Source organism: Actinosynnema sp. (assembly GCF_052038725.1).
Genome location: NZ_JBQGCX010000751.1, coordinates 1 through 5,376, shown reverse-complemented (window position 1 = coordinate 5,376; position 5,376 = coordinate 1). Strand labels below are relative to the sequence as shown.

General features: G+C 74.3%; 6 protein-coding genes. 2 read left to right on the top strand and 4 right to left on the bottom strand.

Features of this window, described 5'->3' with window-relative positions; all coding sequences use genetic code 11:
* The 3 genes from ACTUAL_RS15635 to ACTUAL_RS15625 all read right to left on the bottom strand — a co-directional run.
* A partial coding sequence (locus ACTUAL_RS15635) for a hypothetical protein (RefSeq protein ID WP_440900771.1) occupies positions 1-387 on the bottom strand: 387 nt, incomplete at its 3' end.
* A complete protein-coding gene (locus ACTUAL_RS15630; RefSeq protein ID WP_177154655.1) occupies positions 384-1,466 on the bottom strand; it encodes an ABC transporter ATP-binding protein in 1,083 nt (360 codons plus the stop codon). The genes ACTUAL_RS15630 and ACTUAL_RS15635, both read right to left, overlap by 4 nt.
* Before the next feature lie 16 nt (positions 1,467-1,482).
* Positions 1,483-2,586 carry an ABC transporter substrate-binding protein gene (locus ACTUAL_RS15625; protein WP_157767644.1) on the bottom strand — a complete coding sequence of 368 codons (1,104 nt, stop codon included), beginning with the start codon at positions 2,584-2,586 and terminating at the stop codon, positions 1,483-1,485.
* A gap of 318 nt (positions 2,587-2,904) precedes the next feature.
* On the opposite strand from ACTUAL_RS15625, the gene ACTUAL_RS15620 reads away from it, so the two are divergent.
* Positions 2,905-3,573, top strand: a complete 669-nt coding sequence (locus ACTUAL_RS15620) for an SDR family NAD(P)-dependent oxidoreductase (protein ID WP_440900770.1) — start codon at positions 2,905-2,907, stop codon at positions 3,571-3,573.
* Positions 3,574-3,703: 130 nt separating this feature from the next.
* Here the strand turns inward: ACTUAL_RS15620 and ACTUAL_RS15615 are convergent, their stop codons facing one another.
* The gene (locus ACTUAL_RS15615) at positions 3,704-4,423 is read right to left on the bottom strand and encodes an alpha/beta fold hydrolase (protein WP_440900769.1); all 720 of its coding nucleotides are present in this window, start codon (positions 4,421-4,423) and stop codon (positions 3,704-3,706) included.
* A gap of 109 nt (positions 4,424-4,532) precedes the next feature.
* Between ACTUAL_RS15615 and ACTUAL_RS15610 the strand changes: the two genes are divergently transcribed.
* Positions 4,533-5,376, top strand: an 844-nt coding sequence (locus ACTUAL_RS15610; protein WP_440900768.1) for a helix-turn-helix transcriptional regulator, incomplete at its 3' end; no start/stop codon positions are given.

Sequence of the window (5,376 nt, the reverse complement as noted above, 5' to 3'; positions counted from 1 at the left end):
GCCCGGCCGCAGCAGCATCGCCCAGACGTAGCTGCGCACCACCACGCGCACCAGGATCGGCGAGACCACCACCACCCGCACCGCCGCCGCCTGCCACGGGCGGCGCATCGTGTGCACGCACCAGGCCAGCGGGTAGGCGATCAGCACGGTCAGCAGCGACACGGTCAGACCCAGCCGCATCGTCACCCCGACCACCGACCACAGGTAGCCGTCCGACAGCGCCACCCGCCACGTGCCCAGGTCGAACGGGGCGAACAGGGTGCTGGTCTGCTCGGTGCGGGTGCTGTAGGACACCAGGAGCGCGACGATCGAGCAGAACGCCAGCACCAGGAACGCGGTGCCGGGCGCGAGCAGGAGCGCGGCCAGCCGCCGCCGGGGCGCGCTCACCCGGCCGCACCCGGCTCGTCGCGCAGCCGCAGCACGTCGCCCGCCGCGAAGCCCACGCCGACCAGCTCGCCGGGCCGCGCCGAGCTCTCGCCCGGCGGCAGCTCGACCAGCAGCTCCCGGCCGGCGCCCGTGACGACGGTGACCCGCAGGCTGCGCCCGGTGAACCCGGTGGTGCTCACGCGCCCCGTGCCGCGCGCGTCCGGTGAGTCCGGCTCGACCAGGCGCAGCGACTCGGGCCGCACCGCCAGCGCGTCGAACCCGGCCGCGTCCACGCCCGCGAACCGCAGCCCGTCCACCTCGGGGGCGGCCGAGCCGTCGGTGGCGAACACGTTGTTCTCGCCGATGAACCCGGCGACGAACCGGCTGCGCGGCGCCGCGTACAGCTCGCGGGCGCTGCCGCTCTGCTCCACCAGGCCCCGGTTCATGACCGCGATCTCGTCGGCGATCTCCATCGCCTCGGCCTGGTTGTGCGTCACGCACACGAACGTCGTGCCGGTCTCCTGCTGCCACCGGCGCAGCTCGCGCCGCATCCGCAGCTGCAGCGCCAGGTCCAGCGCGCTCAGCGGCTCGTCGAGCAGCAGCACGTCCGGCTTGAGCACCAGCGAGCGGGCGATCGCGACCCGCTGCCGCTGCCCGCCGGAGAGCGTGGCGGGGGAGCGGCCCGCGAACTCGGTCATCGCCACCAGGTCCAGGATGTCGCCCACCCGCCTGCGCGCCTCGGCCTTGTCCCGCAACCGGTCCGGGCCCGAGCGCAGCCCGAACGCGACGTTCTCGGCCACGCTCAGGTGCGGGAACAGCGCGCCGCTCTGGAACACCAGGTTGGTGGGCCTGCGGTGCGCGGGCGTGCGGGTGTGGTCGACGCCGCCGATGACGACCCTGCCGCCGTCCGGGACGTCGAGCCCGGCGACGATCCGCAGCAGCGTCGTCTTGCCGCAGCCGGACGGGCCGAGCAGGCAGTGGAAGGTGCCCGCCGGGATCGTCAGCGACACCCGGTCCAGCACGGTCGTGCCGTCGAAGCGGCGGGTGACGTCGGTGATCTCGACGGAGCTGGCGGTCGTGGACTCCGGGGTTGCTGCCATGGGGGCGCCCGTCATGTCAGATGTTGGCCTTGACGTCGTTGTTCCACGCGGTCGTGGCGTCCTTGAGGCTGCCGACCAGCGCGTTCCAGTCCAGCTTGATCGCACCCTCCACAGTGGACAGCTGGAAGCTCGGGCGGTCGGCGTGCTCGGGGGCCAGGGTCGCGCCGTCCACCAGCGGGATCGTGCCCGTGGCGGCGCAGTACGCGCTCACCCGCGCCGGGTCGAACAGGTCGTTCATCAGCTTCGCGGCGGCCTGCACCTGCGCGTCCGTGGAGCCCTTGACGATCTGGAAGCCCTCGGGGAACGCCATCACGCCCTCCTCGGGCACCGCGAACCCGATGGGGTCGCCCGCCTTGATCCACGGCTCGGCCACGCCCTGGAAGCCGGGGGCGATCACGACCTCGCCGGAGACCAGCTGCTGGCGCAGGGCGTCCAGCGAGGAGATGAAGCCCCGGAACTGGCCGTCGCGCGCGGCCCGGCCGAACACGTCGATGCCGGGCTGGAAGTCCGCCTCGCTGCCGCCGTTGAGCTTGGAGATCACCGGGAGCGCGTTGACGCTGAACGACGGCGCGTCCCAGGTGGTCACCTTGCCCTTGTGGGCGCTGTCGAACAGCTCCATCCAGCTCTTGGGCGGACCGTCCGGGAAGGCTTTCTTGCTGTACACCAGGCCCATCGCGTCCATGACCAGGTACGCGCCCTTGCGGTCGGCGATCCGGTAGGCGCTGTTGACCTTGTCGGCGTTGGTGACCGAGTCCGGCACCGGCAGCCACAGGTCGCTGGCGCTGCCCTGGGCGAAGCTCTGCGGGTTGAAGAAGCCGAGGTTCAGCAGCGGGTTGTCCGGGTTGATCTGCACCGACGACACCAGCTTGGGGAAGGTGTCGGCGTTGGTGCCCTCGATGTAGCTCAGGTCGACGCCGTTGGCCTTGGCGAACGCCTCGCCGACCTGCTTGGGCACCGTGCCCTGCGCGCCCGCCCAGTGGAACATCGTCAGCTTCGTGGCCCCCGACGGCGAGGACGGGGACGAGCCGCCCGGCGTGCCGCAGGCGGCCAGGCCCGCCGCGAGGCCCGCGAAGGCCGTCGCGCGGAGGAAGCTCCGCCGGGACGGGGAGAAGTTGTTCATGCCGGACCTCCTCGGGACACCCAGCCGTGCGCGACGGACGGCGGGGGACGGCGAGCCGCCCGAGGGGAACTTCGCATACGAATTCGTATGCGAACAAGGGTGAACCGGGTTCATCTCAAAGGGTGAGAGAGCTGGCGGCCGAACGCCGTGTGAGCTAGGTGGCAAGCCGATAAGCTGCGGAAACGCTGCCGTCACTCCGGCGCTCGCGTGGCAGGGTGATGTCACGCACGGGTGAACCGCGCGAGTCGCGCGCCGCCGCGCCCTGTGATCGGGGGCACAGCGCCGGTAGCATCGGTGGCGGCAGCTACCCTGCCGCCTGTGGCACGCGCGCTCGTGATCGGCAACAGCGACGGCATCGGCCTGGCGCTGAGCAGGAGGCTGCTCGCGGACGGTTGGCAGGTGGTCGGCCTGTCCCGCCGAGCCGCTCCCGTCGAGCACCCCGCCTACGCGCACCACACCCGCGACGTCACCGATCCCGGCTACCCGGCCCTGCTCGCCGAGATCGGCCACGTGGACCTGTGCGTGTACGCGGCGGGCGTCGGCGACCTCCTGGAGCTGCCCGACCTGGCCCCGCAGACCAGGGCCCTGGAGGTCAACCTCCTCGGCCTGGCCCGCACCGCCGAGGTCGTGCTGCCCGACATGCTCGCGGCGGGCTCCGGTCACCTGATCGGCCTGTCCAGCCTCGCCGACGCGCTGATCTCCCCGCAGGCGCCCGGCTACGCCGCGTCCAAGGCGGGCATGACCTCGTACCTGCGCGGCCTGGCCGGGGCCGCGCGCGGCACCGGGGTGGCGGTCACCTGCGTCCGGTTCGGCTTCGTCGACACCAAGATGGCGAAGTCCCCGGCGAAACCGGCGCTGCTCACCGTGGACGAGGCCGTGGACGCCCTGCTCCGCTGCCTGCGCACCCGCCCCGCCGTGCTCTCCCGCCCGCGCAGGATGGCGGTGGCGGCCACCGCGCTGCGCCTGCTCACCGCCCTCCGCCGCTGACCCAGGCCGCTGACCCAGGCCGCTGACCCCGGTCGCCGCCCTCCGCCGCTGACCAGGGCCGCCGCCCTCCGCCGCTGAGCCGGACCGCCGACCTCGGCCCGTGCGGGACGCGCGCCGCCCCCGGACCGGCTCAGCGCTTCCCGGTGTCCCCGGCGTCCCCGGCACTCCCGCTGCTCCCGGCGACCTCGGCCAGGATCCGGGCCAGCTCCACCGGCCGCGTCCGCATCGGCCAGTGCCCGGAGTCGACGTCCACGAACTCCACCCGCCGCGCCCGAGCCAGTTCCGGCACGTCCCCGTCCGCGATCCACTTCCGTGCGTCGTCCACCCCGAACTCCGGGCACACCACCATGACCGGCACGGCGAACCGCCGCTCGTCGCGCAGCCGCACCACCCCCAGCGCCACCCCCTCGGGCACCGGGATCGCGCCCTCCTCGATCTCCCGCCGGGCCTCGGCGTCCAGGTCCGCGCTGTCCGGCCCCTCGAACACGTCCCAGCCGGGGAACGGCACCGCCCCGTCCCGCACCTCGAACCCGCTGGTGTAGGTCCCGCCGTCGGCCACGGGGAACCCGCCGACGAGCACCGCCCCGGCCACCGCGCCCGGCCGCGCGTCCGCCGCCAGCCAGGCCAGGCTGCTCGCCGCCGAGTGCCCCACCACCAGCGGTCGCTCCGCCGCGTCCACGGCCGCCACCACCGCGGCCACCTGGTCCTCCAGCGTGGCCGTCCCGTCCCCGATCCCCTGGCCGGGCAGCACCAGCGGCACCGGCCGGTGCCCCAGCGCCCGCAGCTCGGCCGCGACCTCGTCCCACGCGGACCCGTGCAACCACAGCCCGGCGATCAGCAGCACATCCATCGGCGTTCCCCTCACAGCGGTGGACCTTCGGCACTACGGCCCGAACCGTAAGGGCGATTCCGGACGATCTGCTTCCTGTTCACCGAAGGGGTTGATCTAGCCTCGCCGGATGCCGAGCGACACCAGCCCCACCGCTCGCGCGCTGCTCGCCCTGGAGCTGCTCCAGCTCCGCGGCACGACCACCGCCCGGCAGCTCGCCGACCGGCTCGGCGTCACCGAGCGGGCCGCCCGCCGCTACGTCGACGTCCTGCGCGAGGCGGGCGTGCCGGTCGAGTCCGAGCGCGGCCCGCACGGCGGCTACCGCATCCGGCGCGGCGCGCGCCTGCCCCCGGTCGCGTTCACCCAGGACGAGGCGCTGGGCCTGGTCATGGCCGTCCTGGACGGCCACCCGACCGCCACCAGCGCGGGCGACCCGGTCGGCGCGGCGCTGGACCGCGTCATCCGGGCCCTGCCCGAGCAGGTCGCGCGGCAGGCGGCGGCGCTGCGCGCGCACGCCTCCACCGCGCCCGACCGGTCGCGCGCCACCGTCGACCCGGCCACCACCAGCGCCCTCGTCACCGCCATCGCCGAGGGCAACCGGGTGGTCATCGCCTACGAGAGCGCGGGGGGCCGCCGCTGGGAGACCGAGGTGGACCCGTGGGCGGTCGTCGTCAGGCACGGCCGCTGGTACCTGCTGTGCCACTCGCACCACGCCGACGCGATCCGCACCTACCGCGTCGACCGCGTCCGCGCGATCACCCCGACCCGAACCCCGTCCCGGCCCCCGGCGGACCTGGACCCGGTGGCCGTGCTGGAGGAGAACCTGGGCACGGGCTGGGAGTTCCCCACCAGGGTCCGCTTCGACGCCCCGCTGCCCGAGGTCGCCGAGTGGGTGCGCCCGTCCATGGGCAGGCTGGAGGCGCGGGGGAGCGGGTGCGTGCTCGTCGGCAGCACGAGCAACCCGGCGATGTACG